Consider the following 26,799-nt stretch of genomic DNA (forward strand, 5'->3'; position numbering starts at 1 on the left):
GGGCGGGCCGAGCAAGCAACTCCGGCCGCTGGCATCCGCATTCCCGTTAGCGGGTGATGACGAAATGGTCTGGAGCACGATCCAATGCGGTCGCCTGCGGATCAACAGCGCTGACGTTGGAACCGGTTGGCCCGTCCCAGAAGCGCTCCAGCATTGCCAACGTTGACTTCGATGTTCCAACAATAAGGGCGGACACAGACCCATCGCTTTCGTTCCTGACCCAGCCCGTCAATCCGAGCTGGGCCGCCTGATCGCGCGACCAGACACGATAACCCACGCCTTGTACCTTCCCGGTTATCCTGACGTGAAAAGCAAGCAGATCGGAACTCATGAGGGCTCCTATTGAACGCTCGATCTAGGGTGAAATGTAGCTCGGCATGGACATGGCAAGCGCATGTAACGACAGGAGGATGCTCGCTGGCGATCTATGGACGTTTCGATTTATTAGTGGTTCCAAATATAATCGCACGCACAAAAGAAGCGTACGCTCGCCGTCAACCAACCCCTTTGCGACGGATCAAATTGCAGCCCTCGTTCTCCTGCGAGGCTTTCTTTTGAGCGGCAGCCGCTTACTGGGAGATAGGTCGGGACACTCTTGCGGCCTACCACAAGGCCAGCATCCGCCAGCCGCTGTGTGATGCCCGCAATCGCAGGCAAAGCCGCCGCGACGTCTTCAACTAGGAAATTCCTTGAAACAGGTCTTCAGTCTGGCTCACCGACACAAGCCCTCCGAGCGGTTTTTTGCTGATGCAGGTATTGCGCAAATACGGCATGGCATCAAGCAAGACCACCGTCTTGTTGAATGCGAGGGCTGGCGTTCGATTGCCGCCTCTCGCACCGCTTCGGGCTGTCATCGACGCGAGACACCCATGGGGTTGATGTTAACCCCTCCGATTGTAGCAGAACCATCGACTACGCCACGTTCATGCCGGATTTCTGATATTGGTAGCCGCGGTGGCGAGCGAAGGGCACGGTATGGAATTCATCAATCGTTTTGTCGATCAACCGATGCTTCAGGGGGCTTCGTGGATCCTTCAAGTCTGGCATCGGCGTAGCGGCCGTTCTCCGGACGCGCTGAGCCCCGTATGGAACCTCGTGGTTATCTCATTCCTGCTAGGAGTGAATTGGCGCTTCATGATCGGAACACCCGGCCTGCTCACCTTTGGTGCTCTTGTCATGCTCTCGTTGCCTTCCGTATTGACGCTTTTGTCGAAGCGTGATTGCGGTCAATACGATGCCCGCAGCTACCGGGCGATGGCCACAGTTGCGATCAGGAAGCGGGAAACCGAATGGGTCGTGCGTGTGCTCGTACTCTTGATTTCTGCCTGCCTGCCGATGCTTGCGGGAGGCGGTGATGAAGTCGGCAAGGTGTTTGTGCTGGGCGCAGGTCTGTGGTTCGCCTTAACTGTTCCGGCGAGCGCTTATCTGGCTGCTGCCGAGCCCCCGAAACCAAACGACGGGGACAGTGTCTATTTAGGACGCCGTGTCGTGGAGGCGGCCTGATTACTGCTTCGCGCTGAGCTTTCGGAACCAATCAGCCGTCTCTCCGTTTTCCTGTCGTCAGATAACGGAGGTCGAAATGCTCTACTACGCTCTCGTATTCTTGGTAGTCGCACTTATCGCCGGCCTACTCGGCTTTGGCGGTATCGCTGGCGCATCGGCGTCAATAGCTCAAGTACTGTTCTTCATTTTCCTCGTTCTCTTCGTGGTGTCGTTGGCAATGCGCGTCATCAGGCGCTGACGCATGACACTGTATGGATCGGAGCCGGCTTCTTTGGGAAGTGGTGACCTTAAGAAGGTGGCCTCCCGGATGGGGTGTTAGTTGTGAGTTAGACTGCGGCTGGACAGGCGCCGTAAATAGACGCGAGCGAGACGCTCGATCCGCGCCAGGCCAATCGCACCGAGCAGATGAGGCCGGACAGTCAGTGACCTTAGCCGAGCGCAGTCACTAGAACCGCACCCCAGAGAGCAAGGAGCACGTTGCCAATTGCATACCCAAGCCCATAGCCCAAAGCTGGTACGCTGCTTTTCGCGACGTCCTGAACGGCGGCCAGGGCAGGGGCAGAGGTGCCCGCTCCACAACAGGTTCCGAGAAGTACGCCTTCGTTCATCTTGAAAATCCGAGTGCCGACCAGGACCGCAAGCCCATGCGAGGCAACTACAACCACGATCGTGATCAATACCAGCGCAGGACCCGATGCAAGAAGGCCACTCACAAAGCTTGGACCCGCTGAGATGCCGACACACGCGATGAAGGCGGAAAGCCCCACGGAATCAAAGAGCCATAGCGTGGCCGCTGGAACGAAGCCGAATGTGCGCCTGCGAGCGCGGAGCCAGCCGGCTACCAACCCGCCGAGGAGCGTCCCAACGGCCACGCCGAGCCCCAATTCCAAGGCGCCAATCCGCAGGGCTGGAATACCGATCACTCCACCGAAGAAGATGAACATGGCGACATAAACCATGTCTGTCGCCGTCGTGGGCCGGTCGGCGTAACCTACGGCAGCGGCGGCTTCTTCGACGTGCTTGCGGCTGCCGACGATGGTCATTACGTCGCCCCTTTCGATTCTCAACCCGCCGTACGCAGGAAGTTCCTCGCCCAGCCTAGTGATCTTGCGCAGGAAGATGGTTCGCGCTTCAGGTTCCCGCCTGAGTTCAAAGATTGTCTTGCCTATCACCGATTTTTTGGTGACGACAACATCGAGTGTTTCGGTTGGTATATCAAGCAATTCCGCGTCATCGATTTCCCTGCCGATTCCGGCGCCTTTGTCCACCAGCAGACCACGCAGTCCGGCCACCGCGACAACGTCGCCGGTTTCAAACCTGAAATCGGGATAGGCCGCGACAACGTCGCTGCCCCGTCGAATTTGCTCGACGTAAGCCTTGGCCCCGGCAGGCACCTGCGCTTCAGCTTCGGAGACACTCATTCCAACCCATCGTGGATCAATGACGAAAGCGCGAGCTTCGATAGCACGCCTGGCAGACTCTCCGGTCGTTCGCCCTTCCGATGGCGCGTTGAGTTTTGCTTCCATCTCGGCGCAGGCTTCCCGGAGTGGCCGCGCCAGCAGTCGCGGCAGGAGTTGCGACAGCACAAGGATCGTTGCGATTACGCCGACGAGATAGGAAACAGCGAATGCGGTCGCGACGTCGGCCTCGAAGGCCCGCTGCACTGCCTCCTGGGCCCCCGTTTTTCGGAAGGTGTCGATCGCCACGCCAACGGTTGCCGACTCGGTCATCGCGCCCGCAAGAAGGCCAGCGGCGCTCCCAACGTTCAGGCCCAGCAGTGCGGCCAGCGCCCAAACGACAGCAAGTCCTACGACACAGACCAGTACCGTGATGGCGATCTGAGGCAGCGCCTCGCGATTGAGGCTCCGGAAGAATTGCGGCCCGGTGCGGTAACCAATCGCAAAGAGAAATAGCAGGAAGAACGCCTGTTTGACATCGTTGGCGACCTCCACGCCGGTTTGACCGATCAGCACGCCTGCGATCAAGCAACCGGCCACCGATCCCAGCGTGAAACTGCCGACCCTGAATTTTCCGACGGCATAGCCAATGGCGAGCGTGAGGAAGAGCGCAAGCTCCGGATGGTCGTTCAGTATTCCGGATAGGGTTTGCATTTGCACCACCGAGATCGTTGTCAACATCAGGCACGACAGACCTAAGGAGCATCACCGAACCGGTGACCTCAAATAAGCAGCAGCTTTTTCAGGACCGAGAAGACCTCTTTATATGGCAGCTTGGTTGCCCCTGCGATTGCGAACGGTACCAGTGCGGCTGCAGCCACTGGAAGCAACGTGCTGCGATTGACGAGCATCGACGACAGCTTCCGCGTCTGTTCGTATGGTTTCGTGAGATCGACGGGATCGATTGCCTGCTCGGCTTCCTTTGCGTCAGGTGCGGCGACGTTTGTTCCGATCCACTTACGCTCAACCGCGCGCTGCTGGATTGTGGCGCGAGCCGAGAGCGTGAGCAACGTCCTGTCTTTCAGCTGAGTGAGCGGTTTCGAGAAGGCGGACAGCGGATAGGCGAAGAAGGCGAGGACGACCACCAGCCAGCCCGCCATGATGGTGGTCAAGGTCGCCGCAGAAATCCCCGCCTGCATCTGGTGCCTGGACACCGCCGCCGCCATGCCGCAACTGATGCCAAAGACGAAGAGAAGATAGGCATTCGGGTACTCACCGAGGAACGCGAGGCCACCCTTGCCGTCGGGATGCGTCGACACCAGTCGTAATTTGATACGGGCGACGCTTCGCAGCAGTTCGGCCCAAACCAAATGCCGCCAGATGCCGCGGGTGAACAGAAAGATGAACAAGGGAATGCTGACGAGGGCGCACCACCATCCGGCAATGGTCAACCGTGGGCCTTCGGCAGTCACCGTGGCAGCCCAACTGGTAGCCGGAAGCTGGTTGAAGGTGGCAAAGGCAAGCGCTGCCGAGATGGCGGCGAGCACGAGGCAGCCGAGTTCCGCGAATGCCGAGTCCCGTCGGCGCAGCGCCTTGCGTAAGGCGACACCAGCCTGGTCTTGCGATTCTGGCGGGATCATGGGCGCGCGCAGGAACTGGCCGAGCTTTCGTCGCAGGCCGGTTTCGACAGCCTGCTCGGCTGCCACGAAAGCGGCGATGCCGACAAGGAAACGCGACCATGGTCCCGGGTCGGAAAGATAGGCCCAAAAAGTGGGTGAATCCGAGCCCAGGGTCGGTAGCGTCAGCAGCAGCGGAACAACCCAGGCAATGGTGACGAAGAGCAAGATGCGACGGCCCGTACATAGGCTCTTTTCATGAAGCAGATTGAGCCGTCGCTGAAGCTCGAAGAACGGACCGCCGTGCGCCGCAAGAAACTCCAGGCGATCGGAGCCGTCGGCATTTCCTTCTCCCAGGGTAGAAGGCGCGGGGTCCGTCTTCTCCATTCTCAGTCCTCGGTCACGGACCATCGGTCGCCTGGATTGAATTGCTTCATGGCGCGCGCGATCTTGTCTGTGTCCGCGCCGAGATCGGCCTGGTAGACGATGCCATTGCGGTTCACCACGAAGGTGTTTACCCCCGTTTCGCCATACTTGGCCGGCCATGCAACCAGGGCGAAACCGGCGATCATGTGACCGTTGATCACATAGTCATAGGCGCCGCCGGCGATATTGCCGCCCTGCCGGGTCAAGATCTTGTAGCGATAGCCGAAATATCCGTCGTTCTTCGCCTTGTCGAATTGGACGTAGTCGAGATAGGGCGCCGCCGGGCTTTCACCCAAACTGTCGCTCTTGGGCCAGTAGAGACCATCGGCACGACCGGGGCTGCTGACGAGCTTCTGCGCATATTCGAGTACACCATCTCCGTTGTGGTCGGCGCTCGCGTATTCCTCCTGGGCATCGACATATCCCCGGACGGTTTCGATCGTCTGGATCTCATTCTCACCGATGCGACGATTGATGATCTCCTCGATGCCCACCACCGGGTCGAAGGCGAACTTGCCGGTCGCGGCCTTGACGATCGGGAAGGGGAAGGGCCACATCACTTCGCCGACGTCGATGATGTTATGGCCGTTGGTCTCCTCGAGGGCGATGCGTTTTCCGATCCCGTCCTTGATGGCAGCCAGCGTTTCAGAGACGCCGTCGGTCATTTTGAGGTGAGCCGCGTCCACGCCCAGGATGGCGGCCAGCTTGTCGAGGTCGGAGGCGTTCACCGCATCCTTGAACGCGGACATGGCTGCGTCCGCGTTGTCATACTCGATCGGCGGCTGTTTTGCGACCAGATCGACAAGATCCTTCGTCGCGGCATGCGCGCCCGCAGTCGATAGCAGGACCGCCAAGGCGGCTGTGGCAAGCAAACGAAATCCAATGCGACTGTTATGAACACTCATGGCAGTAACTCCGTTTGATCGATTTAGCGATGACGTCCACCGTGGGGTCTGCGAGCGTGGCCACCGCCACCTCCGTGGCCACCACCACCGCTGAAATGAGGCCCTCCGCCGCCAGCGCCACCTCCGCCATGATGGGAGAACTCCGGACGGTTGGCATGGTGCCCGCCGCCCATCGCCTGCCCGCCGCGCTGCGAGTGAAGATTTGCGGCACCGCGGGGTCGGACTTCGCCAAGCCCCGAGGGCCGGTTCGGACGGACGTCGCGCTTGCCGGCCATGGCGTGATGGCCGATATCGCGATTGCCGATTTCGCCGCGCCGGTCGCCGGATGGGCCGTTGCCCACACGATCACGGAGTTCGCCGCCGCCGCCGGCACCGGGGCGATTGCCGCCAGCGATCTTGTTGGTCCTGACGTCCTTGATCGCCGCCGGCGTCACTCTGGCGTGGTCGGCTTTTGCTGCGTTCGCCTTGACGGACTTCGCCCTGGCGCGAATATCGTTGTTGCCGCCCGCTTCCAACCGGTTGCGGATATTGGTCTTGTCGATGTTCGCAAACTGACTGTGGTCGAACTTGATCTTGCTGCGATCAACGTTTTTCCAGTCGACATCGTTGAAATTGACCTTCCCGTTTCGATCGAAATTGTTGAAGCAGTGATCGCAGTCGATATCGATGTCGTTCCCATCAAAATGGCCGCCCCAGACACCCCACCTGTCCCAGTCGACAACGGCGCCGAAAACCGCCCCTGTGACGAAGCCGGCGAAGTAGGTGGCGGTGGGGTAATAATAGTTCGGGTAGGGATCCGGATAGTAGCCGATCGGCGCCGGGGCGTAGCCGTCGTCATAGAGCATCTGAGGTTCGTACTGCGGTACGTATATTTTCTCGGGATTGGCGGCCTGGATGACCACGTTGTCGTTCTGCTGGACGACCTTCACCTTGTCGTCCGACTTGATGATCCCATCAGCGACCGCCTTGTCACGCAGCGTCTGAATGGCGATTAAGAGATCCTTTTGCTGGTCGGCGACGGCATCGCCGAGGTCCTGTGTCCAATCGAGATCGCCGCTCATCATCTTGACGATATCGGGATAGTTGAGCAACGACACGACACTGCCGTCCCAATCGTCCTTTGGCTTCAGCGAGGAATTCCCTTTTGCCTGATCCAGAAACCGTGCGGCTTCGACGATCTGCAGCGGATAGAGCGAAGCCGCGGTTATCAGCGCGACCAGCTCATCGGGGTAGAGCGCAATGCGCGCGACGAGCACCTGCATGTCCTCATCGCTCAATTCGGTTGAGTCCGCGGTCCCTGTCGTTGCGGATGCTTGTGGAGTGGCTGTCTGTTCCTGGGCGTGGGCCAGGCCTGCGCCTAAGCCGATGAACGTCGCCGCCGCGAGAAGGATCGCTGAGCGTCTTGCGTAGGCGTTTAAGAAGCGAAATGCCATCGACACGTCTCCTACAAGAGTTGCCGGGCTGCTTCACCGGGTGGGCAAGCCGTCGGGCAAACCATCTAACTTCAGGGAGGCAGCCGAACAGAATTCGTGCAGCTGCAAAAGTACTTTACGGTAAATTTGAACGTAACAAGGAGGTCGAGCAACGTTCGATCACAGGTCAAGCAACGCGATTTACTGAACTGGCGCGGGAGGCGGGGCCGATCCGCCAAGTCCTTGCCTGGTCCACTCGTAGACCCGAACGTCAGTTCGGAAACTGCCGAGGCGAGCCGTGGCCAGATCGAGGATATCGATCACGACAGCCGTCCAGACCAGAGTCAGAAGGAGGACAAGGAAGCGCACGGGCCGCCCCCTGAGCCCGAACTGGTATCCGAGGGATGCCATGCTCAACAGCATGACGCCAACGAGCAGCCAGAAAATCTGCGCGGGCAGACGGGTATCGAGCGCAAACCTTTCGGAGGTGCTGGCATCAAAGGTTTCGTTGACTGCACTCATCAGAGCGGCCGCCACAGCGTCCGGGCGCTGGCGAATGATCGCAGTGACGCGGTTCCAGATCTGCTGCTGCAGTGCGGAGGTTTGCTGGTTCGCCGTCTCGAGCGCCTGCGGGTCGCGCCCAGCACGAACGAACCCTTCGCGCACGTCCAGATATTCGACGAGCAGCTTCGCGACATCCTGGGCCTCGGGTGAGCCGACGGCTTGTGCGCGTAGTGAAGCCGTGCCGATGGCGTTTGCCTCGGCAAGCGCGTCCTGACGCCGCTCGTTGAAGCGGGCACTGGAGTAGGACAGCGTCAATGCCAGCACGAAGGCCAGGAGCCCAAGCATGCCGCCGACGACCACACCGACGTTTTCCGGTTGGGCGGTGCCTTGCGACCTGGCGCGGCTGCCAACCCGGTAGCCAACTTCATGGCCCGCCATTTGAAGGCAAAGCAGGACGAAACCTATTCCCCAGATGCTGATCTCGGCGATCGCGATGATGAAGTTCATGCAAGCCTCGTCACATTTGGCCCAGGGGCGCTACGTCGAGAAAGAGAAGCGATCTAGCTGTCACGCGACTTCCGTGCAGACGAGATTGCTAAACGCGCCGACGGGGTTGAGGAGGTCATCACGTGCTCCAATGTTCAGGTTTCGGCTTAGGTCGGGGCGGAGCCTAGACGCGGAGTGAATATTGGGAAGTACGTTACGGTAAACGCTGGCGTTACGGAGCGTGAAGACACAATCCGCTTTTCCTCCCGGCAAGTCATTGAGCCCGAGGCACTCCGGAGTTCAATCGGGGCACATGGCCTCATCTCTCCTCGCCCAGATATCGGAACAGTGTCTGCTTCCATTTGTCGTCGTGGATCGTCTCCAGAATGGCGATGTCGACGGCTTCGCGATATCGGCTCCGCGTGGGTACTGCCATGCCGTAATTCTGCGGATCAAACACCGTGTCGAGTACCCGTACACTTGAAGAGAAATGCTGTTCCGCAGTCCAGGCGAGCAACGGTTTGTCATAAATAAAGGCGTCGATTTTCCCGGCCACCAAGGCCTGGAAGCCATCTTGTACGTTGTTGAAATCCTGGTGCCTGATCCGCTCGCCATCAAGGAACCCCACCGTCGCCGATCCAGCGACGGCGCCCGCGCGCACGGTCGGCAAGTCCTCGAGGCCGTTGACGATGCCGCGCATCTGACGGGTCGTCAGAGCGGATGTTACGCTGGCCGTAAAAACCGCAATGGTGATGATCGAAACCACCATCCAGATGATGGCAAGAATCCTTCCAGCGAGTGTCTTCGGACCACGATGACCGGTGCTGGCCTGCGTCATGGCTTCCGCCGACCACCAGATGCTGGCACCTAGTCCTTTTGCCGCTCCGCCGCCGAAATCCTCGTTGTGGCGGTGCTCGAACAGCCAGATCAACGCGCCTACCGCAAGTGAGATGCCAATAAGCGCGCCGGCAGCCTGCATAAAGCCAAACGATATCATCGTACGGAGAATCTCGTGCCAGACCGAAACGCTGTTCGTCGGTACCGCTATGCCAAGACCCGTGTCGTAGAAAGGTTGTGAGAAGTCGAGGCTGCGCTCTCGCTCAGCCGTGATGGTGATAGCCGCCACAGATAGATCGCAATCGCCACGTGCGGTCATGTCAATAAGCTGCTGTACCGACGGTTCTTCCACGAAGCGAAACTTGACTACGAGTTTGCCGGCGATTTCGCGCCAGAGATCGATCGAAATGCCAGTCCAATTCCCGTCGGCGTCCTTCATCGCGAAGGGTGGGGCTTCCTTGGTGCAGACCACAAGCTCCCGATCAGGGAAGCCTGCCATCGCCGGCGGTAGATGTTGCCCGACCGCATGGTCTAAGGACGCGGCCAGCGTAAAGCAGACGCCCAGAGAGTAGAACGCCATGCGGATAGAACGCATTCCGATCATAGCAGCCACGAAGCCGGACCGTCCAAACGCATTGACTTTTTCCATCATCCTCAACCAACACGGCAGGGTTGGCTTCCAGGACTCCTGAGATGGAGCGCTCGCCGGATTAGGGAAGACCGCACCGGCGTTTGAACAATGTCAGCCGGAAGACCGAGCATGTCTGGTTTGCGCAAGCACGTTCAGGACGACAAACGGAATATTTGATGCACGGGGATCATCTGCGAAACAGCAAGTCAGTCCTACGCGAAAGCTCAGTCTTCGGGCCGGTTTTCGGCGCGCCTGCCGAGCAACACGCACCTGCGACGATGTTAACTTGCTGTTCGTTCAGCGAGAATGCCCACGGGTCGGATGTGCGCAGGAAACGAACGGAAAGTCGAGCTGACATCGGCTCGATCGTTCGGACCGGCGAAGGAGCAGAGGTAGTTGGCGAGTAGGCCATAGGTCCAAGGGCCGTCGTGCTTCAGCACGACACCGGTGGGGCGACACCCCGTTTGTTGGGGTCATGCTGATCGTCCGTGCCTGTCGGGATGAGGAACGCCTGGCCAAAGCCCAGACGACCGCTGCCCGCCCCGGCTGCTTCGGCTCACGTATGCAACGAATGTTACAGTAACGTACTTCTCAAGTTTTCCGTTTCGCGCATCATACGGTCCACCTTATGGGGGAGGCGTGGTTGATCCGATGGGCGATACCCGAGGCTTCGCGAGAAACGGTTCGAAGGAGGCGCAGCGTGGCCTCTGGCGACTGCTGCTGAAGCTGCCTTCCATTCGCGGTCGCCTGCAGATCATTGCCGCCCGGTCGAGCCACCTCAACGAACTCTTCGAAGCCTATGAAGAGGCGAACGTAGCTTTGGGGCGCTTTCAGAAAGAGCGAGATCGGGAGAGCTGCCCGCTGATCGAAGAGTATGAGGCGCTGTGCGCCGAGATCGAAAGCGACGTGCTCAGGCTCGTCCTTGAAGACAAGGATTCCCTCTAGCCGTCCTCCTTTCACTGACTGTTGAGCACCTCCTTTGAATTACATTAGAGATTTCGGTTGCAACTTTATGTCATCGAGTCAATAAAACCCCTGCGCAGATTTCAGCTTGGACGATTGCTCTGGGGACGACCATGAGTGCTGGAGTTCATGACAGACGCGAACAGGATCTGGACTGCGAACAGGCGCGGAGCGCCCTTGATCGGCTTCTCGCCGACCCAAGACTACGAGTTCCAGAGCGCCAGAAATCCATCCTCCTCTATCTGGTCGAACGACATTTCGAGCATGAAAGTGTGAAGGCCTATGCGATTGCGATTGACGTCCTGGGGCGGCCGAGCAATTTCGACCCCGGCACCGATCCGATTGTCCGCATTGAAATGAGCCGCCTTCGCTCCTCGCTTGAGGCTTACTATCTGGCGTTTGGCGATGAGCACGACGTCTGGATCAGCATCAAGAAGGGGAAGTATGTCGTCTGCTTCACCGAGAGGGCAGTGGCTTCAACGGCGCATGTCGCAGATGTCGAGGCATATCACGAGCCGGATCATTTCGCCCAAAATCGTGCGTTTCCCGCACCGGTAGAGAAGCCATATCAGAAACGGGCGAGGCGACTTGCGCTGCCCTCGATTGTGGCCGTGGCGGCAATCGCGCTGGGCGCTTACGCCTACACCTCTAGGCCGACCATATCCGAAAAACCCACTGTTTACGTATCTGTCGAGGCTGCCAGCCCTGACCGTACCGCAGAGGCAAATCAGATGCGAGACAGCCTGCTGACGGCCCTGACGCAGTTCCAGACGCTGAATGTCGCGCAGCCGGCCTATGCCTCCGTGCGGTCCAACGGGTCTGATCGACGCTATGAGATCCAACTCAAATATTATGGCGACGGCGATGATCGAAGCGTGTGGTGGCAGGTCGTCGAAAACGTCACAGGCCGGCTGCTGACGTCCGGCCTTGAACGTGTCGACACGACAGGAAAGAATGACACCGCTGTACAGGATGAGATCGTCAAGACGCTGGCGCAGCGGATCGCGGCAAATCGAGGCATCATCAATAGTATCGAACTGCAAGCCGATGGTTCGTCCCTCGGCAACGGATGCGTGATAAGGGCCGAGTACGCGCTCGATATTAGGGGCGATCTTGGCGCAGCGACGGAGTGCCTGCAACAGACCCTTCGGCTGAGGCCCGACGATTCCGATGCCAGTGCATTGCTGGCGCGGGTCCTCGTCACCCCGCAGGGAAGGGCGACAGCGCCCGAAATCGCTGATCGCGCGCTCGGTCTCGCAACGAAAGCAGCAGGCACCGCGCCGATGTCCGACCGAGCGCAAATGGCAGTGATGGCGGCGCAGGCCGCAAAAGGCAGGCCGGAGGCCGCGATCGAAGCCGGCAACCGGGCGATTTCTCTCAACCCGAACAATCCGGATGCGGCGGCCGCGTTGGGCGGCGTGCTCTATTTCGCCGGATACAGGCAAGCGGGCGTATCAATGGCGCTGGACGCCAGCAAGGAAACACCCGTGGTGCCCCGATGCGCGATGGTTGTACTGGCGCTGGATGCATTTCGCAACGCCCGATACTCGGAAGCCCTGCTGTGGGCCGAGCAGATAAATGGCAGCAGCCCTCTCACGAACGTGATCCGTTCGGCATCGCTCGGAGAGCTCGGCTCGGACCAGGCGAAGGCGAGTGTCGACAACGCAGGCGTTAGCGGCTCTATGTTCCGAATGACAATGGACGCAACCGGTTTGCAATCCGACCTGGCTTCAATGCTCGAGCGGGGCCTGATAAAGGCCGGTGCTGATTTCGAACCCGTAGGGAGCATTCGCATTGACTGAAGGAAGTGGTCAGCAGCACTTCAATAGACGTCGCTGTCAGTACCCGCGTCGCTGACCTTGGACGAAGCGGGAATCTTAGCTGTTGCCTAGGGCTGCCAATCTCGGGTGTCATCGCCGCACTGCTTCTCTCTGTCGGTCATAGCGCGATATGCATGACAGCCGGAAGTGAACTTGGGGTGGCCGGTTTCCCGCGTCACAACGTAGCAACCGAAGAAAACGCCGTTGTGTTCGAAAACTGGACTACGAGCCAGAGTGAGCCCTTTATCAGATGCGTGCCAGCTTCGATGGTTGGCGACAGTTCGCATCCTTTCAAGGCTGCGTCCACCACCTTTCGCGCCAGACTGTCTGGCATCTGGGTGAGGTGGTGATTTCGATCGCCGGCTGAAACCACTGCTTTGGCATGCTGTAATCAAGGCGGCCATGATCTCTCGAGGCTGCCCGCGACAAAGACCGCTCAAGGTTCGACAACGTGACAACTCCATTTACGCTCCTGCCACACCGGAGTTGGCAGGAGCGTAGATCCCAAAGCAGACGTGCTCGAGCTATGCCAGCAGAGTCTTGTTTTGTGTTTGCTCGAAAAGTCGGCGCGCTGAAGCCAGGCAGTCTACGTAGGCGGACAAATCCTCGTAGACGGCATCAGCCGGCACGTCACGACGCAGCAGGAGCCCGCCACTGACATCGATGGCACCGTCAATCATCAGATTGTCGACCATCATGTGGTTTTCGACCATCATTCCATCGGGGCCCCTGACATAGCCATCTGACTGCCGCTCGCAGCGGCCGCCATAGTAGTCTTCCGTCAATCGCTCGAAATAGCCGCGCACGACGTTGGTGTAGCCAAACACCGGCTTGCCCAGCGCACGCATGAAACCGACCTCGAAGGCGGTGCCCACATCGGCTGCGATGCCGCGAAACGGCGTCAGATTGGCGATGGCGACATCGGAATCGCGCATCATCCGCTCGTTGGCGGCGCTGATGCGGCAGCCGAACTCGAACGGAGTAAGCCCCGTGGGATCGAGTTCCGTCTCCGCCATGACACTTGGTGCGAAACCGTAGTCGAGCGCCAGTTCGCCCTTGCGTCGCATCAGTTCCTCGCCGTTGCGGAAGAAGACTTCCGGCCCGGCGATGTAAAGCTTCGGTCTGATCGTCACGACAACCGCCCTTCTGCCAATGCCTTCATGATCCAGTCGCGATAGCGCTGATCCTTGTCTTCGATTTCCGGGATGATCTTCGAGGCTTCCGACATGAAGAAGTAGTAGTCGCGGCCCATCGCCTGTCCGCGCTGCGTGTGCATATCGAGCGCCACGTCAGGTATCTCAGGGAGAAGATCACCCAGGCCGACAGCATGCTTGGCCCAGTTCACCATGTCATCGCTCGTGCGGTCCTTCTTGCTGGAGCAGAGCAGACGCACGGCGTGCGCCGCAAACAGGAAGCGATCGCCGGCAGGCCGCGGGTAGCGCTGGTGCTGCTGGTAGAGCGTTTCCACCAGGATCGGCGCCTGCACATTACCGAAGCCGATGTCTTCGACCGCGATTACGCAAAGGCGCGACCACATCATTTCTTCCATTTCCGGACTTGTGAGAAACATTTCCCACGCGAGCAGGAGAACATTGTCCGTGAGACCGCGGCGGATGCACTTCTGAAAGGCCGAAATGACCTCGTCGGCAGCAAAGCCGTGTTCTGTTGTCGTGCGCTGCCAGGGATCCGGCGGTTGTTGTACTTTTACCAAGTCAGAACTCCTTCATTGAGATCATTGAATGGTTATTTCCAGCGACGCGCCACGGCGCGTTCGGCGGCGAGCGCCAAGCCGAAACAGGTCACGGAGATGATGGTCGCGATGATCGAGGTGCCGAAGGCGCGGTCCATGGCGAACCGGCTCGACGCCTCGCGGAACAGGAAGCCAAGTCCGGATGTTCCCATCAGGAGTTCGGCAAGGATCGCGGCCAGCACCGCTTCCGGGGCGATCAATCGGATGGCGATCATGATGTTGGGCACGGCCGATGGCAGCACCAGCCGCAGGAACGTCTGCCATCGGCTCGCGCCCATCACCCGAAACAGGTCGGAACTACCCGCCGGCAGTGACTGAAGACCGGACCCCGCGAAGATGAATGTGGGAAAGAAGGCCGATATTGCGACGATAGCGATGACGGTGCTGATGTCGTAACCCAAAAGCCGCGCAATGATGGGAATGAGAGCAACAACAGGAATGGACGAGAAGACGAGACCCAGCGGCGTAAGCAGCCCATTCAGGATGCGCGACGCCCAGGCCGCTATCGCGATAAGCACGCCGGCGACAAAGCCCGCAATGAGGCCAGCCACCGCGACAAGAAATGTCTCCGCGCCATTTCTGACATAGAGGCCGGGATTGAAGAAGATGTCGGCTGCCACAGCCACGGGGCCTGGGACCACGACAGCGTTCAACTCTCCGAGCGACACCCAAAGCTGCCACGCCAGGATGAGGGCTATTGCACCCCAGTATTTGGAGAGAAATATCGAAATTCGGGTGCCACCTGTCTGTTTCGGGTCGTTCATCTGAAACGCTCCTCCACGAACCGTTCGGCAACTCCCATCAATGCGAACAGGATGAGCGAGGTCGCGGTGGTGATGAGAACCGCGCTCCAGAGCAGCGGTATCTGGAAATTCTGCATTCCGCTGACCATCAGCAGGCCGAGACCCCGCGAGGCACCAAACCACTCGCCGACAATCTCGCCCATGAACGCAACAGGGATGGCAAGCTTCAATCCCGAGATCAGGGAGGGCAGCGCCGAAGGAAGATAGAGCCGCAACACCGTGGCGAAAGGACCAGCGCCGAGTGTCTGGAACAGGCTGCGATGAGCCTCCGAGGTGGCACCGAATCCCGACGTTGCCGCGATATAGATCAAGTAGAAGACGCCAAGCGCACACAGTGCCACAGGCGTCGCGTCTCTTGAGGACAGGGTCATGAACACGGGAGCGAGTGCAATTGGCGGTACCGCGTGGATCAGCGCAACCAGACGATCAAGACCTGGCTTTACCGAGGCCAGAATGAGGCTCACTGCCGCAAGGATCAAACCGATCAGCACACCGAGACTATAACCGATCGCGACCGACGAGAAGCTTGCCGTGGTCGCTCGCAGCAGGAGCGGCCTGCGGGCCGGATCGGCGATGAAGGACAACACCGACGTCAGCGTCGGCCAGGTCATACCCGCCAGCTTGTATGTCCCGATCAGTTGCCAAAGGCCGAAAAACAGGAGGATACCGATCAGGCCCAGCAGAAAGCGCGTGGGGGATTGATTGCGACTGGCTGTCATTGGCTGCCGGACCCCGACGGTTCCAGCGCGAGCGTCAGCTCATCAGTCAGCGCATGAAAGGCGGGATCACGCATCACGGATGGTAGACGTGGGCGGGCGAATGGAACCGTGATATCGCGAATGATGCGGCCTGGGCGCCCGCTCATCACAATGATGCGGTCGGCAAGAAAAAGGGCTTCGTCGACCGAATGTGTCACCAGCAAGGTGGTAATGCCTTCGGCCTGCCAGATGCTCTGCAGCTCGATATTCATCTGTCGGCGCGTCACTGCATCCAATGCGCCAAAAGGTTCGTCGAGCAGCAGGACATCGGGATGAAGCGCCAGAGCGCGAGCAATGGAGGCGCGCTGGCGCATGCCGCCCGAAAGCTCACGTGTGCGGGCTTTCTCGAAGCCACCAAGGCCGACCAGTGACAGCAGATTTGCAATTCGTGTCCGGTCGGCCGGCTTTCCCGCGACCTGGAAAGGCAAGGCGATATTCTCGAAAATGTTCAGCCACGGCAGCAGCGCATGATCCTGAAACGCAACACCCAATCTATGGGCACTGCTGAGCTCCTTTGGCGATGCGCCATTGATGGTCACGCGACCTTTCGACGGCGCATCAAGGGCAGCCACCAGCCTCAGGATCGTGCTTTTGCCGCAGCCGGAAGGGCCAAGCACCGCCACGAACTCGCCTTTGGCGATGCTGAGATCAATCGTATCAAGCGCGCGTAGCGGCTGTCCGCTATCAAGGCTGAATGTCTTGTCGACATGGTCCAGGCGGATTGCAGGGTTATGCATTCGTCAATTCTTCGTTTCATGATGGGGGCGTGAGCACGGCCTGCCGGCGGCACTCTCGCCTTCCAAGAGGAGATCAATCAGAGAGCGGCAATCGCGTCCTGAAGCGGTCCGAGATCCACGATTTTTTCGGTCGGAGGGATTGTTTGGTGGCCCGCTGCCTGAGCAATCTTGGCAATCGTTGTCTGCACCACGGCCGGGTCGAACCAGAATGGTCCAGGTGTGCCCGGTGCCTGGATCAATGGTGTGCCGAGTTCGTTCTGCCTGATCTGTTGGGCAAGTTCGAGCCCGTAGTCCGACCCGTACTTATTGACGATCGCCTCGGCTGCGACCTTCGGGTCCTTGGCGTTCTCTTTCCAGCCGCGAATCAAGGCCTTGAGGTAGCCGACGACGAGCGGCCGGTTCTCGGCGACGTAGGACTTCTTGGCAACGATGATGCCGGCCGGCGTCGAATAGCCGAGCTTGTCCATCAGTGTGACGTGGAAGTCGGTCCCCTCTTTCATGCCCATGTTTTCGAGCGTGATCGGCTGGTTGGTCGCGAATGCGAAGTAGGCGTCACCATCGCCTGCCAGCAGCGGTTCGGGCGAAAAGCCGGTGGGCACGAGCGTATACTCGAGCGGGAGACCTGCTTTCGTCAGGATGTAATCGACAGTGTTCTTATCCGCCGGCATCTGGCTGAGGATACGGGCGCCGACGAGATCCTTCGGTTCGAGGATCGGTCGCTTGGCGAGCGACAGGATCGCGGCCGGGCTCGTTGGGTAGGAGGCGCCAAGAATGACGAAGTCGTTGCCCTTTTCGACCGTCTCCAGAAACGGGATCCAATCCGAGCCTGCGTAATCCGCCTTGCCCGCGGCAAGCTGCACCAGGACGCCGGGAGCATTCGGGCCGCCAGGCGTATATTTGATGTCGATCCCTTCTTGGGCGAAGTAACCGTTCTCCATGGCAATCCACAGGCCGGCATATTCGGCATTGGGGATCCATCCCAAGGCGGTGGTGACAGGCTTTAGGTCAGCTGCAAGCGATGGACCGGCAAAAGCCAAGCTGAATGCTGCGCCTGCAGCACCCTTCAGAACCTGGCGCCGACTTGGAGACAAAGTGGCGGATAACGGCATATTTCGATAGCTCCGAAGCTGCGTTGAGGGCAAGCTTCCTCCCCGAGAGAGAGCGGATTATTATTTTTATTACATTCAACGTAAAACGATGTAATAAATATTTCAAGAGCCGCGGGAACGAAATTTTGGAGACGAATGGCGGACGCATGACAGGCGGACTTCCCTCGCAGACTTTGGTCGCGGAGCGCATTGAAAAACACTATCCGGAACTGTCCAGTGCGCTGCGGCAGTTCGCGGATTTCGTGCTGGCGGAACCGCTTCGCCTTGCGCGCATGAGTATTCACGATGCCGTCGCAACCGTCGGCGTATCGGTCGCGACGGCGAACCGCTTTGCAACAGCCATAGGCTTCTCCGGCTATGCTGAGTTTCGTGCCGAACTGATCCGGGGATTCGAGACCCTCTTTGCTCCGGTCGAGCGCCTGAAGCAGAAGGTTGCCGAAGGCAATCCGACCTATGAAGTGATGGTTGCCTCGATGCGCGAGGACATCGCCAATCTCGAGGCTACGATCCGCAATCTGACAAGCACGCGCGCCGAAGAAGCCGTGGACATGATCTGCAAGGCAAAGCGGATATTCGTGGCGGGATTCGAGAACGCCGCGCATCTGTCGGGCATCCTGGCATGTGGATTGGAACTGACCGGAGCGAATGTTCGTGTGATCGAAAACGGCGGAGGGGCGGTGGGTGCAGCCCGGCAATTGTTCAAGTTCGGGCCCGACGACCTGGTGATCGCGATCGCCTTTTCGCTCTACATGCGCGATACCGTCGTTGTCGCGCGTCATGCAAAGCGCCATGGCATTCCATTGCTTGCCATCACCGACACGCTGAAATCTCCGCTTGCGAAGGTTGCCGACGTTTCGCTTTTTGTCGAAGCCTACCACGAATACAATCCGCCATCCGACACTGCGATCCTGGGGCTTATCGAGGCGCTGATTGCCGGCGTGGCGAGCAAGACGCCCGATGCGGCTGAGATCGCAGAGCGTTTCGCGGCCTATTCATATCCATGGATGCTGAGTGCCGATGCAGACTGGTCCTCGTCGAAATAATCCGATTGACAACCAGTTGGCGGCGGGTTTCCAGCTCAGGCGCGAACTGGCGCCGCTTAGTTTCCCATCAAATGCAAGAACGGTTGCGGATGGCTGATCTGCACGATGACGTAGAGATGCACAGAGTAGCCGCTTCAGCTTTGCTTTAATGCACGAGATAACCCAGATCGATATGTTCGCTTCATTCGTCGAACAGGGCGGCCCCATAGTCGGTGGCGCCATGTAAGATATGGATGATGACCACCGTTCCGGTTTCGACGCGGTAGGAGATCAGATAGTTGCCATAAACGCGACGACGAATACCATGGTGCTCGTAGCGGGGGACGAGGGCGAAGCCGTTCGGACTATCGACCAGTTCCTCACGCTTGCTCTGCAACTCCCGAATTAACAATATCGCGCGCAGTGGATTATGCTCAGCGATATAATCGGCGATCTGCTCAAGGTCGTTTTCCGCCTCGCTGGAGAACTCAAGGATCATGCTTATTTTTCGGCCTTGTCAGCCATCGCACGATATTTGGCGTCGAGACGGTCGAAGACATTGCTCGCCGGTTTCGTTCGGCCGGCCTCCGCATCGGCAATGCCGCGCCTGATGGAAGCATTCAGCGCGGTGAGACGGGTCTCGCGATCCTGGACCAGTCGCACACCTTCACGCAGGACCTCGCTTTTCGAACCATAGCGACCGGTATCGACGAGTTGCTGGATATAGCTTTCGAGCTGTTTTCCCAAATCGGCACTGATCATGCGGTCCTCCATCTAATGTGATGGAGAAAAGATCGGCCCTTTATCAACTATTATCAAGAATGTTGATCCGGTCTCCCGAAACGTTTTACGCGATCGAGTGACCGCGCGCGCCTATCAACAACACCCATGCCTCGTTGAGTTTCAGATCAGGTGGGGAAATACGACCGATCAGCCTTCCGACGCAATTTCGCAGGGGCACGCCGAACTGTTAGGTCGACGGCTCGGCACGACAAGAGGCGATCCAGTGACCGGATCTGGGAAGACTACGCTATCCAGATCGAAGACGGATTTGATCATTTCCGGCGTCACGATTGCTGCGGGAGCGCCTTCCGCGACGATCGTCCCCTCCCTCATTGCGACGAGATGTGAGGCGTAGCGGGAGGCCTGGTTGAGATCGTGAAGCACGGCAACAATCGTCCGGCCTTTCCGGTTCAGCGCCTCGAAGAGATCGAGAAGCTCGATCTGGTGGGCGATATCCAGGAATGTCGTGGGTTCATCGAGAAGGAGCAGCGATGTTTCCTGTGCGAGTGCCATTGCGACCCAAGCCCGTTGGCGCTGACCTCCCGAAAGTGTATCGACCGGTTGATTGGCAAGGCCCGCAATGTCGGTATCCGTCATGGCGGCATGTACGGCCTCTTCGTCCGCCGCCGACCATTGCCGGAGAAAGGATTGATGCGGATAACGGCCTCGCCCGACGAGTTCGGAAACGGTGATGCCATCAGGGGCGGCAAAGGATTGCGGCAGCAGCCCGAGGCGACGGGCGACGCTCTTTGTCGGCAGGCGAGCGATGTCCTGTCCATCGAGAAGAACGCTGCCCTCGGCAGGCACAAGCAGACGTGCGAGCGCGCGCAGCAGGGTGGACTTTCCGCAGGCATTCGGGCCGATGATCACCGTGAACGAACCCGGCTGCACGGCAAGCGACAGATCACGACAGATCGTTTTTTCCTTGTAGCCGAGGGTTATGGATTGCGCGGCAAGATGCGGTGCTTGTTCTATCGTCATCGCCGTCCCTCGCGGATGAGAAGCCATAGGAAATAGAAGCCGCCGACACTCACCGTCATGACCCCGACGGGGAGTTGGAGTCCAAAGGCGTGCTGTGCCGCGGCATCCGCGGCGGTGAGGAGCACCGCGCCCATCAGTCCCGAGAGCAGCAGCGACGTGCCGGAAGATAGTGCAAGGCGGTGGGCGATCTGCGGGGCAGCCAGCGCAACAAACGAGATCGGCCCTGCGACCGCGGTCACGATGGCGGTGAGCGCGACGCCGCACAAGGTGAGCCCAAGGCGGCTTTTCGTGGTTGCAATGCCGGAGGCAAGCGCGACATCCTCACCCAGTTCCATTTGTCGCATAGGCCGGGCCAGCGCGATGATGGGTATTGCCAATAACGCCAGAAGAATGGCTGCGGGTACAAGCTGCTCGAAGCCCAGACCGTTCAGGGATCCTGCGGACCACAATGCGGCTCCCATGGCGACATCGAGATCGGCCCTGCGGATCATCCATGCGTTCAAAGCGGAGAGCATGGCGGACGTGCCTATCCCGATCACGATCAGGCGGAAACCGTGATTGCCGCCGGCTCCGGCAAAGACATAGACGAGCGTTGCAGTGGCTAACCCGCCAGCAATGGCTCCTGCCGCAGTCAGGTAATAGCCGCCTGCAAACAGCAGGATGACCAATAGCGCACCGGTATAAGCACCGGCTGCAAAGCCCATGATATCGGGCGAGCCGAGCGGGTTACGCGTCAAGGATTGAAAGATCGCACCGCTCAAACCGAGAGCCGCGCCGAGAAGACCAGCGAGCAGGAGGCGAGGCAAGCGCCACTCGACGACGATCATTCTGGTCCTCTCCGCACCGCGCCCGGACAGGGCGTCCACAACATCCATCATGCCGACGTTGAATCGGCCTGCGGTCAAAGTGAAAAGACCAACAGCGATGAGCACGAAAAGAAGGCCGAGCGAAGCCCAAACTGTTCGTGCCGGGGTACGGAAGGAAAGCCGGGAACCGGCATTTGAACCTCGTCTTGGCAGGCGGCAGGTCAGCGTTTTCAAAGCGCGGTCGTCCTTGCGCTGCGGGCAAGCGCGATGAGAACCGGTGCGCCAAGGAATGCCACCACGATCCCGGCTTCCAGCTCATCGGGAAAAATGACGAGCCTGCCGGCAATATCGGAGGCGAGCAGGAGCATGGCCGAACCGAGCATAGTGAGTGGAACGATCCGTCTCTGGTCTGGCCCCGCCAGCCAGCGCACCGCATGGGGAACCATGAGACCGATAAAGGTGATGGGGCCGACGGCCGCGGTTGCCGCACCGGCAAGCAAGGTCACGGCGACCACCACGGCAACGCGCAGTCTGATCAGATTTAGCCCCAGAGCTCGGGCGGCATCGTCGCCGAGGATGGCGGCGTTCAGCGCAGGTGTGACGGCGAGCGCAAGGCCAAGGCCGAGTACGATGAACGGCGCAACGGTGACGGCAACATTCATGTTGCGTCCGCCGACCGTTCCAACCTGCCAATGACGCATGCTGTCGAAGGCTTGCGGATCGAGCAGGATTATCGAGGAGCCGATACCACCCAGTACGGCCGACAGGGCGACACCTGTGAGGAGCAGGCGAACCGGGGTCGCGCCGCCGGCGGACGTGCCGATCACATAGACGACTAATCCGGCGATGGCCGCTCCGGTGAGCGCGAACCAGACAAAGGCTTCGATCGATGCTAGCGAAAATATACCGACGGCCAGAATGACCGCGAAAGCTGCGCCAGCATTGACGCCGAGAATGCCGGGATCGGCAAGTGGGTTGCGGGTTACCGCCTGGATCAGAGCGCCGGCGGTCCCGAAGGCCGCGCCACACAGGATACAAAGGACCGTTCGCGGCAAACGATAATCGCGCACGATGATCTGTTCGGTCACATCGGGATCATAGTGCAGGAGGGCGGCGTTGAGTACGGGAAGCGAGACAGGCCGCGCGCCCAGCATCAGGCTTGCGATCGAGAGCAGCAGGAGCAGCAGGGCAAGGACGGCCACCGCTGGAAGCAGTGTCCGCGCAGGACGAGCGGCCAACCGGCTGGACGGAGCGCTCATGATCATGATCGGGCCTGCCCGTGGATCCAGTAACCGATCGAGGTCAGCCGCTCCCGCGGGAGTCCCAGCGTGTCACGAAAATGCCGACGGCAGGCGGCAACTTCGCTGGCCTCGCCGGCAACCCAGACGTAGCCGGGCCCCTGTGGGAGTTCCAGTTCCACGGCGATCTCGGAGAGCCTGCTCGCTCGCCCGTCATGGTTGAAGCTTGGATGCCAATGGCAATGATATCCATCGGCTGAAAAATCCTGGCGATCTTCGATGCTGTTGATCTCGACATGTGCGATGACTGGGACCGCGGATGGGCGCTCTTCGATGATGCGCCCAACGGCCGGCAACCCCGTCGCGTCGGCGAGTAGAACGACCCAACAGGAATCGGCCGGCGGGACGTAGCGGAAGCGCGGCTTGAGTACACCCAGCCGATCTCCGGGTTCGGCAAGGCGTGCCCATGTGGAGGCGATACCGCCCTCGTGGGACACAAAGTCGACTGTCATCCTACCTGCTGCGCCGTCCCAATGGCGGACGGTGTAATAGCGGCCCGGCGCATCGGCGAGCGGCGCATCTCCTTGCGGAAAACTAAGCCATGCGAATTCATCCAGCCCGCCGCAACTCGCGAAGCTGCGCAGACCATCTCCACCGAGCACCACGCGGATCATGGATGGGCTAATGTGTCTCTTCGAATGAACGGTGGCGACGTGAAATTCCGGCTCTTCGACCATGTCATTGCCCTTTCGTGGCCGCAGCGGCAATACGCTCGACAAAGTTCGGGAAGGCATAAGGAATGGACAAAACACTGACGGCGGATGTTGCCCAGACGGAAACGGGATCATCGAGCGCGATGTAGGCGCCTCGCCGCACAGGCCCGAAAGCCTTGAACAGCGGCTGGCCTTCCGCGTCAGCGCGCGCACCGGGGCCATACCAGACGATCAACACATCGGCGTCGATGCGATCGAGTTCCTCCAGGCTCACGCCGGTACCGTTGGCATCGGGCTCTGTTGCCATCAAAGCCTCAATGCCCGGTGCCAGTCGAAGTCCCATGGCGACAAGTTCGCGGACACGCGGATCGCGGGCGAAATAGACGCCGAGCGTGCCTTCACCCGGGAAATAGCTGCCAAAGATGAAGGTCTTGCCTTTCAGGTCAGGGTGGGTTGCGGCAAGGTCACGAAGTTGTTTTTCCGTGCCTTCAATCAGATCGCGGGCTTTTTGCGGTTCGCCCAGCGCCAGTCCCGTCATGACCATCTGCTCGCGCCAGTCTGCTTTCCATGGAGCCGAAGCGTAGACAACGGTTGGCGCAATACTGGACAGCCGCTGCCATTCGATTTCGTTGATACCGGTCTTGATGGCCAGGATCACATCCGGTTCGAGCGCGGCGATCGCTTCGTAGTCAAGTATGCCCGATTGCAGAAGCTCGGGTGTCTGGCCCCTGAGATAGGCTTCGTTCCAGGGAAGGATACCACGCTCGAACAGGCCGTATCGGTGCATGCCGACAGGCACACGACCAAGCGCCAGCACGGCATCCTCGCCATTCCAGCCAAGGGTGACGATACGTTTTGGCTCCGCGTTAATTCGGGTCGTTCCAAGCGCGTGGTGGATGTCGATCGGAAACGGTTTCTCTCCCGTTGCGAAAACGAGAGAGGGGGTTCCTGTCGAAAGCAATCCCGAATAGCCTATCAGTGCCGTCAGAAATTGCCGCCTGCTTGGGTCGTGTCGTAGGGTCATGGCAACAAAAGGCCGGCTACCGAATTTTAGCGGTAGCCGGCATCTTCCTCAGAACTTGTAACTAAGTGACAGCGTCGCATTCAACGGATCGCCATATACGTTGCTGTAGATGTTGGTGCTGGCGTAGTACTTCTTGTCGAAGAGGTTGTGGATGTTGAGTTTTGCGGCCACGTTCTCGGTGAAGTCGTACTTGGCCATCAGGTCGACCACGAAGAAGGCATCCTGCTTCGTCGTCACGCCATCCGGAAACGTGCCGTTCTTCTGGGTGAAGCTGCTGGAGCTTTCCCAGCGGACACCACCGCCGACGGTGAGCTTTTCCCATTCGCCCGACAGGCGATAGGAGGTGAAGAGCTTCATCGAATTCTGGGGAACGCCAACGCTGATATTGAAGCCATCCGGCAGGTGAGTGCTGGCATGGGTGAAGCTCGCCTGTACCTGCCAGTCGGGCAGGATCTCGCCGGAGAGTTCGAGTTCGATGCCACGAATGACAGCGCCATTCGCTGCGACATAAGCGTCATCACCGGTGGGAGTGAGATTGCCGTCGGCGACAGCGTAGTTGTCCTGTTTGGTACGGAAAAGAGCGACGCTGGCGTTCAATCGTTCGTCGAACAGTGCGGCCTTCATGCCGATTTCATAGGTATCGCCAGTGACCGGCTGCAGCGTTTGCCCGCTTACGTCCATCACGGACTGCGGCTGGAAGATGCTGGTGTAGCTGGCGTAGGCCGAGAGGCTGTCTGTAAGATCGTAGACAACGCCGGCATAGGGAACCCAGACGCCGCTCTCCTTGATGGCATCCGGGTAGGGGCCCCAGGCGATATAGTCGTAGGTCGAGTCCTGATCGTACCAATTGATGCGTGAACCGAGGATAACGGAGAGATCGTCTGTCGGCTTGAGACGAGCGGCGCCGTAAGCAGAGTATTGCGTCAGCGTATAGTAGCGCGTGCCGGTCGTCGTCCATTCCGGCTCAGGGAAGTCGCCGTTCCAGTTAAAGATATTCGGGATCGAGGCGTCGAAACCGGGCACTGTCCAAAGCGGATACATGGCATAATCGGCGCGCGTGCGGGATGCATTCACACCGAAGACGAGATCGTGTTCGCGGCCAAACATTTCCACGGGACCTTCGACTCTGCCATCGAAACTCGCCTGCTTCGTTGGGATAGGCCATTTGGCAACCCAAAGGCTCGATCCCGCGCCGGTATCCTTGTCCGCGTAGCCGTTGCGGCTGAACCAGCCATAGGTACGGTCGTTGTTTTCATAGATGTAGGTGCCGGTTGCGGTGAGCTTCCAGTCGTTTTCAAACTCGTGCTCGAACTCGACGAACCCGCTGTAGCGCGTGCGGTCCTGGCGGCTCCAGTTCGCGGCCGAGTTGAAGGACCGGTCGAATACTGCGGGCGTGCCGTCAGAAAAATAGGCCGGTGCGCCGAAGTAGCCGCAAGCCCTGCATTCCTTGTTCTGGTATTCGCCGCCAAAGGTCAGCATCGAACGGTCATCAATATCGGCTTCCAGAACACCGTATAGTGCCTGCGATTTCTGCGTCAGCCGGTCGATGTAGCTATTGCCCTCTTGAAATGCGCCGACGCCGCGACCCCTAAGGCCGCCATCTTCCGAGATCGGGCCGCTAACATCGAAGGTTCCGCGGTGGGTGTTCCAGGACCCGATTGTGCCTTCGACGGACGCTTGAAAATCGGATGTCGGGCGTTTGCGTATCAGATCTACGGTCGCCGAAGGGCTGCCGGCACCGCTGAGCAAGCCGTTTGCGCCGCGGACGATCTCGATATGGTCATAGATCTCGGTGTCGAGACTGAGCGAATTGAGGTTTTTGTTGACGTTGACGCCATCGACCTGAAAGTTCTCGATCTCAAGGCCACGGGCAAACAGGCCCTTGTCATTGTCGTCGGCGATGCCCTTCTTCTTGAAGATGACACCAGGGCTGTTCACGACCACGTCTTCGACGCTGCGCAGGTCCTGGTCCTCAATCCTCTGACGGGTAATAACCGAAACGGATTGCGGGGTCTCGCGAATGGAAAGCGGCAGGCCGGTTGCGGTTGCCATTTGGCCTGTTGTGTAGGACCCGGTCCCTTCGGTTGTCCCGGGATCGCCGGCAATCACGAGCGTTTCGAGAGCGGTTGCGCCATCCGTATTGATGCGGCCTGCGTCCGTCTGGCGTGGATCGAAGACTGTTACCGCGTTGTCGCCGGTAAAACTGTAGGAAAGTCCGCTACCGGACAGGATCTGCTTCAAGGCATCGGTACGGGTGTAGGGCCCGACGGCGGCACTGGAGGTTTTGCCCTGCGTAATGGAGGCAGGATAGGCGATCTTCAATCCGCTGGTGCGCGCGAAACTGGCGAGCGCGCTGCTCAAGGGCTGTGCTGGAATATTATAGGATCCCGGCTGTGTCCTGCCCGTGGTGGATTGTTGTGCCAAGGCCGGCTGGCTCGACAATAGTGAAAGCGCGGCCACCGAGGCGACGAGCGCAGTTGCAAGCAATTTGTTTCGTCCCGAAAATCTCAACACAATACCCCTTCATGCGGATCGACGACGAAACCCCCGTTCGTCCCGTCATGTGTTGAGACCC

At 59.4% G+C, this 26,799-nt stretch carries 26 protein-coding genes; 5 read left to right on the top strand and 21 right to left on the bottom strand.

The window, feature by feature from the left end:
- Window positions 1–46 precede the first annotated feature (46 nt).
- Window positions 47–331 (bottom strand): acylphosphatase, encoded by a 285-nt coding sequence (locus tag A6U87_RS14265; RefSeq protein ID WP_065691906.1) that lies wholly within the window; start codon window positions 329–331, stop codon window positions 47–49.
- 644 nt (window positions 332–975) lie between these two features.
- Here A6U87_RS14265 and A6U87_RS14270 point away from each other — a divergent pair.
- The gene (locus A6U87_RS14270) at window positions 976–1,503 is read left to right on the top strand and encodes a hypothetical protein (RefSeq protein WP_198928705.1); all 528 of its coding nucleotides are present in this window, start codon (window positions 976–978) and stop codon (window positions 1,501–1,503) included.
- 76 nt (window positions 1,504–1,579) lie between these two features.
- Entirely contained in the window at window positions 1,580–1,741 is a 162-nt protein-coding gene (locus A6U87_RS14275) for a DUF1328 domain-containing protein (protein WP_065691908.1), read from the top strand.
- A 190-nt stretch (window positions 1,742–1,931) separates the two neighbouring features.
- Here the strand turns inward: A6U87_RS14275 and aspT are convergent, their stop codons facing one another.
- From aspT to A6U87_RS14305, 6 genes are all read right to left on the bottom strand, one after another.
- Window positions 1,932–3,614 carry an aspartate-alanine antiporter gene (aspT, locus tag A6U87_RS14280; RefSeq protein WP_065692223.1) on the bottom strand — a complete coding sequence of 561 codons (1,683 nt, stop codon included), beginning with the start codon at window positions 3,612–3,614 and terminating at the stop codon, window positions 1,932–1,934.
- 68 nt (window positions 3,615–3,682) lie between these two features.
- On the bottom strand, window positions 3,683–4,903 hold the full coding sequence (locus A6U87_RS14285) for a hypothetical protein (protein ID WP_065691909.1): 1,221 nt from the start codon (window positions 4,901–4,903) through the stop codon (window positions 3,683–3,685).
- Window positions 4,904–4,905: 2 nt separating this feature from the next.
- The gene (locus A6U87_RS14290) at window positions 4,906–5,847 is read right to left on the bottom strand and encodes a DUF2950 family protein (RefSeq protein ID WP_065691910.1); all 942 of its coding nucleotides are present in this window, start codon (window positions 5,845–5,847) and stop codon (window positions 4,906–4,908) included.
- A 23-nt stretch (window positions 5,848–5,870) separates the two neighbouring features.
- Window positions 5,871–7,280: a DUF3300 domain-containing protein gene (locus tag A6U87_RS14295; protein WP_065691911.1), complete on the bottom strand. Its 1,410-nt coding sequence runs from the start codon at window positions 7,278–7,280 to the stop codon at window positions 5,871–5,873.
- A gap of 180 nt (window positions 7,281–7,460) precedes the next feature.
- Window positions 7,461–8,270 (bottom strand): hypothetical protein, encoded by an 810-nt coding sequence (locus A6U87_RS14300; RefSeq protein WP_065691912.1) that lies wholly within the window; start codon window positions 8,268–8,270, stop codon window positions 7,461–7,463.
- Between the two features lie 298 nt (window positions 8,271–8,568).
- The gene (locus tag A6U87_RS14305; RefSeq protein WP_244499510.1) at window positions 8,569–9,585 is read right to left on the bottom strand and encodes a transporter substrate-binding domain-containing protein; all 1,017 of its coding nucleotides are present in this window, start codon (window positions 9,583–9,585) and stop codon (window positions 8,569–8,571) included.
- 783 nt (window positions 9,586–10,368) lie between these two features.
- Between A6U87_RS14305 and A6U87_RS14310 the strand changes: the two genes are divergently transcribed.
- Window positions 10,369–10,662 carry a hypothetical protein gene (locus A6U87_RS14310; RefSeq protein WP_065691913.1) on the top strand — a complete coding sequence of 98 codons (294 nt, stop codon included), beginning with the start codon at window positions 10,369–10,371 and terminating at the stop codon, window positions 10,660–10,662.
- 131 nt (window positions 10,663–10,793) lie between these two features.
- Window positions 10,794–12,482: a hypothetical protein gene (locus A6U87_RS14315; protein WP_065691914.1), complete on the top strand. Its 1,689-nt coding sequence runs from the start codon at window positions 10,794–10,796 to the stop codon at window positions 12,480–12,482.
- A 542-nt stretch (window positions 12,483–13,024) separates the two neighbouring features.
- Here the strand turns inward: A6U87_RS14315 and A6U87_RS14320 are convergent.
- The 6 genes from A6U87_RS14320 to A6U87_RS14345 form a co-directional block, all read right to left on the bottom strand.
- Complete coding sequence (locus A6U87_RS14320) at window positions 13,025–13,633, bottom strand: nucleoside 2-deoxyribosyltransferase (RefSeq protein WP_244499494.1); 609 nt, start codon at window positions 13,631–13,633, stop codon at window positions 13,025–13,027.
- A complete protein-coding gene (locus A6U87_RS14325; protein WP_065691915.1) occupies window positions 13,630–14,211 on the bottom strand; it encodes an AAA family ATPase in 582 nt (193 codons plus the stop codon). Before A6U87_RS14325 ends, A6U87_RS14320 begins: the two co-directional genes overlap by 4 nt.
- A 32-nt stretch (window positions 14,212–14,243) precedes the next feature.
- Window positions 14,244–15,014 carry an ABC transporter permease gene (locus tag A6U87_RS14330; protein WP_065691916.1) on the bottom strand — a complete coding sequence of 257 codons (771 nt, stop codon included), beginning with the start codon at window positions 15,012–15,014 and terminating at the stop codon, window positions 14,244–14,246.
- Entirely contained in the window at window positions 15,011–15,772 is a 762-nt protein-coding gene (locus tag A6U87_RS14335; protein ID WP_065691917.1) for an ABC transporter permease, read from the bottom strand. Before A6U87_RS14335 ends, A6U87_RS14330 begins: the two co-directional genes overlap by 4 nt.
- Window positions 15,769–16,548, bottom strand: coding sequence for an ABC transporter ATP-binding protein (locus A6U87_RS14340; protein WP_065691918.1), 780 nt, complete (start codon window positions 16,546–16,548; stop codon window positions 15,769–15,771). The genes A6U87_RS14335 and A6U87_RS14340 overlap by 4 nt, the downstream gene beginning before the upstream one ends.
- A gap of 77 nt (window positions 16,549–16,625) precedes the next feature.
- A complete protein-coding gene (locus tag A6U87_RS14345) occupies window positions 16,626–17,657 on the bottom strand; it encodes an ABC transporter substrate-binding protein (RefSeq protein ID WP_065691919.1) in 1,032 nt (343 codons plus the stop codon).
- A gap of 146 nt (window positions 17,658–17,803) precedes the next feature.
- Between A6U87_RS14345 and A6U87_RS14350 the strand changes: the two genes are divergently transcribed.
- A complete protein-coding gene (locus A6U87_RS14350) occupies window positions 17,804–18,700 on the top strand; it encodes a MurR/RpiR family transcriptional regulator (RefSeq protein WP_065691920.1) in 897 nt (298 codons plus the stop codon).
- Between the two features lie 181 nt (window positions 18,701–18,881).
- Here the strand turns inward: A6U87_RS14350 and A6U87_RS14355 are convergent, their stop codons facing one another.
- From A6U87_RS14355 to A6U87_RS14390, 8 genes are all read right to left on the bottom strand, one after another.
- The gene (locus A6U87_RS14355) at window positions 18,882–19,178 is read right to left on the bottom strand and encodes a type II toxin-antitoxin system RelE/ParE family toxin (protein WP_065691921.1); all 297 of its coding nucleotides are present in this window, start codon (window positions 19,176–19,178) and stop codon (window positions 18,882–18,884) included.
- A 2-nt stretch (window positions 19,179–19,180) separates the two neighbouring features.
- The gene (locus A6U87_RS14360; protein WP_065691922.1) at window positions 19,181–19,441 is read right to left on the bottom strand and encodes a type II toxin-antitoxin system ParD family antitoxin; all 261 of its coding nucleotides are present in this window, start codon (window positions 19,439–19,441) and stop codon (window positions 19,181–19,183) included.
- Window positions 19,442–19,609: 168 nt separating this feature from the next.
- Entirely contained in the window at window positions 19,610–20,443 is an 834-nt protein-coding gene (locus tag A6U87_RS14365; protein ID WP_065691923.1) for an ABC transporter ATP-binding protein, read from the bottom strand.
- A complete protein-coding gene (locus A6U87_RS14370; protein ID WP_244499495.1) occupies window positions 20,440–21,375 on the bottom strand; it encodes an iron chelate uptake ABC transporter family permease subunit in 936 nt (311 codons plus the stop codon). The genes A6U87_RS14365 and A6U87_RS14370 overlap by 4 nt, the downstream gene beginning before the upstream one ends.
- A gap of 104 nt (window positions 21,376–21,479) precedes the next feature.
- Window positions 21,480–22,514: an iron ABC transporter permease gene (locus A6U87_RS14375; protein ID WP_065691924.1), complete on the bottom strand. Its 1,035-nt coding sequence runs from the start codon at window positions 22,512–22,514 to the stop codon at window positions 21,480–21,482.
- Window positions 22,511–23,224 (bottom strand): siderophore-interacting protein, encoded by a 714-nt coding sequence (locus tag A6U87_RS14380; protein ID WP_158007274.1) that lies wholly within the window; start codon window positions 23,222–23,224, stop codon window positions 22,511–22,513. Before A6U87_RS14380 ends, A6U87_RS14375 begins: the two co-directional genes overlap by 4 nt.
- A gap of 1 nt (window position 23,225) precedes the next feature.
- Complete coding sequence (locus A6U87_RS14385) at window positions 23,226–24,224, bottom strand: iron-siderophore ABC transporter substrate-binding protein (RefSeq protein WP_065691926.1); 999 nt, start codon at window positions 24,222–24,224, stop codon at window positions 23,226–23,228.
- A 48-nt stretch (window positions 24,225–24,272) separates the two neighbouring features.
- The gene (locus A6U87_RS14390) at window positions 24,273–26,711 is read right to left on the bottom strand and encodes a TonB-dependent receptor (RefSeq protein WP_198928706.1); all 2,439 of its coding nucleotides are present in this window, start codon (window positions 26,709–26,711) and stop codon (window positions 24,273–24,275) included.
- Window positions 26,712–26,799: the final 88 nt, after the last annotated feature.

Origin of the sequence: Rhizobium sp. AC44/96, from assembly GCF_001692185.1 — a bacterium.
Lineage (GTDB): Bacteria > Pseudomonadota > Alphaproteobacteria > Rhizobiales > Rhizobiaceae > Rhizobium.

Coding starts and splice junctions, on each gene's coding strand:
- A6U87_RS14340 (WP_065691918.1), bottom strand. CDS start 16,548: ATGCATAACCCTGCAATCCGCCTGGACCATGTCGACAAGACATTCAGC.
- A6U87_RS14295 (WP_065691911.1), bottom strand. CDS start 7,280: ATGGCATTTCGCTTCTTAAACGCCTACGCAAGACGCTCAGCGATCCTT.
- A6U87_RS14375 (WP_065691924.1), bottom strand. CDS start 22,514: ATGATCATGAGCGCTCCGTCCAGCCGGTTGGCCGCTCGTCCTGCGCGG.
- A6U87_RS14330 (WP_065691916.1), bottom strand. CDS start 15,014: ATGAACGACCCGAAACAGACAGGTGGCACCCGAATTTCGATATTTCTC.
- A6U87_RS14305 (WP_244499510.1), bottom strand. CDS start 9,585: ATGGCAGGCTTCCCTGATCGGGAGCTTGTGGTCTGCACCAAGGAAGCC.
- A6U87_RS14265 (WP_065691906.1), bottom strand. CDS start 331: ATGAGTTCCGATCTGCTTGCTTTTCACGTCAGGATAACCGGGAAGGTA.
- A6U87_RS14385 (WP_065691926.1), bottom strand. CDS start 24,224: ATGACCCTACGACACGACCCAAGCAGGCGGCAATTTCTGACGGCACTG.
- A6U87_RS14360 (WP_065691922.1), bottom strand. CDS start 19,441: ATGATCAGTGCCGATTTGGGAAAACAGCTCGAAAGCTATATCCAGCAA.
- A6U87_RS14380 (WP_158007274.1), bottom strand. CDS start 23,224: ATGGTCGAAGAGCCGGAATTTCACGTCGCCACCGTTCATTCGAAGAGA.
- A6U87_RS14315 (WP_065691914.1), top strand. CDS start 10,794: ATGAGTGCTGGAGTTCATGACAGACGCGAACAGGATCTGGACTGCGAA.
- A6U87_RS14310 (WP_065691913.1), top strand. CDS start 10,369: ATGGGCGATACCCGAGGCTTCGCGAGAAACGGTTCGAAGGAGGCGCAG.
- A6U87_RS14290 (WP_065691910.1), bottom strand. CDS start 5,847: ATGAGTGTTCATAACAGTCGCATTGGATTTCGTTTGCTTGCCACAGCC.
- A6U87_RS14275 (WP_065691908.1), top strand. CDS start 1,580: ATGCTCTACTACGCTCTCGTATTCTTGGTAGTCGCACTTATCGCCGGC.
- A6U87_RS14285 (WP_065691909.1), bottom strand. CDS start 4,903: ATGGAGAAGACGGACCCCGCGCCTTCTACCCTGGGAGAAGGAAATGCC.
- A6U87_RS14300 (WP_065691912.1), bottom strand. CDS start 8,270: ATGAACTTCATCATCGCGATCGCCGAGATCAGCATCTGGGGAATAGGT.
- A6U87_RS14350 (WP_065691920.1), top strand. CDS start 17,804: ATGACAGGCGGACTTCCCTCGCAGACTTTGGTCGCGGAGCGCATTGAA.
- A6U87_RS14355 (WP_065691921.1), bottom strand. CDS start 19,178: ATGATCCTTGAGTTCTCCAGCGAGGCGGAAAACGACCTTGAGCAGATC.
- aspT (WP_065692223.1), bottom strand. CDS start 3,614: ATGCAAACCCTATCCGGAATACTGAACGACCATCCGGAGCTTGCGCTC.
- A6U87_RS14270 (WP_198928705.1), top strand. CDS start 976: ATGGAATTCATCAATCGTTTTGTCGATCAACCGATGCTTCAGGGGGCT.
- A6U87_RS14365 (WP_065691923.1), bottom strand. CDS start 20,443: ATGACGATAGAACAAGCACCGCATCTTGCCGCGCAATCCATAACCCTC.
- A6U87_RS14335 (WP_065691917.1), bottom strand. CDS start 15,772: ATGACAGCCAGTCGCAATCAATCCCCCACGCGCTTTCTGCTGGGCCTG.
- A6U87_RS14345 (WP_065691919.1), bottom strand. CDS start 17,657: ATGCCGTTATCCGCCACTTTGTCTCCAAGTCGGCGCCAGGTTCTGAAG.